Raw genomic sequence first — 871 nt, 5'->3', positions numbered from 1 at the left:
GCCGCCGCCGTGAGCCGCAGCCTTCGACACGGCGCTCTCGCCGCCACCGCCACCGCGCTCTCGATCTTCTCCCTGTCCGCCTGTGCGGCGGGCAACAACGCCGAGACGCTCAAGATCCGGCCGGACAACCCGGCCACGACGGTGGGCGACATCAAGGCCCAGAACGTCAACGTGATCACGCAGCCCGGCGCCGGTGCGGACGGCCCCGCCGTCGTCGCCGCGACGCTGTTCAACGCCGGCACCGAGCGCGAGGTGCTGGAGGCGATCACGCTGCCCGGCAGCAACGTCCAGGTGAAGCTCCAGGCGGCCGGCGGCAAGGGCCCCATCGTGGTCCCGGCCGGTGGCCAGGTCGTCATCGGCGGCAAGGGCAACGCCGCCGCCGTGATCGAGAACAGCGGCGAGGCCGCGCGCAACGGCGACGTCCAGCAGGTCGTCTTCAAGCTCAGCCGGACCGGCGACGTCGCCCTCGGCGCGAGCGTCTTCCCGGCCGAGGGCTTCTTCAAGGACTTCGGCCCCAGCCCGCAGGCCGAGGCGCCCGCCCCCAAGCCGACCCCGACGCCGTCCGGCAGCGCGACCGGCGACGCGGAGACCCCCGGCACGGCCGAGGGCGCGACGGGCGGCACGCCGGCGGACGGCGCGGCCGCCGAGGGTGCCACGGGCCAGGGCGAGACGGGCACGCAGGGCGACGCGGCCACGCAGGGCGCGGGCGACGCCGCCTCGGTGCCCGCGGCCGACTGACCGCCGCCGCACACGCACACGCACGCAGTACGCCCCCCGGGGGGGGGGCGCCCCGGGGCCCGCCCCCCCCGGGGGACACGGCCCCCCCCCCCGCGCCGCGCCCCCCCCCCCCCGCGGGGGGGGGGGGGAGTGT

Annotated in this window: 1 protein-coding gene; it reads left to right on the top strand. The window is 78.3% G+C overall.

The features are described 5' to 3' along the window. Nucleotides 1-9 precede the first annotated feature (9 nt). Nucleotides 10-738, top strand: coding sequence for a DUF461 domain-containing protein (locus JS521_RS35920; protein ID WP_205087028.1), 729 nt, complete (start codon nucleotides 10-12; stop codon nucleotides 736-738). The last annotated feature ends 133 nt before the right edge of the window (nucleotides 739-871 follow it).

This window comes from Streptomyces durocortorensis, assembly GCF_016901035.1.
Classification (GTDB): Bacteria; Actinomycetota; Actinomycetes; order Streptomycetales; family Streptomycetaceae; genus Streptomyces; species Streptomyces durocortorensis.
Note: the sequence above shows the minus strand (reverse complement) of the source record. Positions and strands in the feature narration are given on the sequence as shown.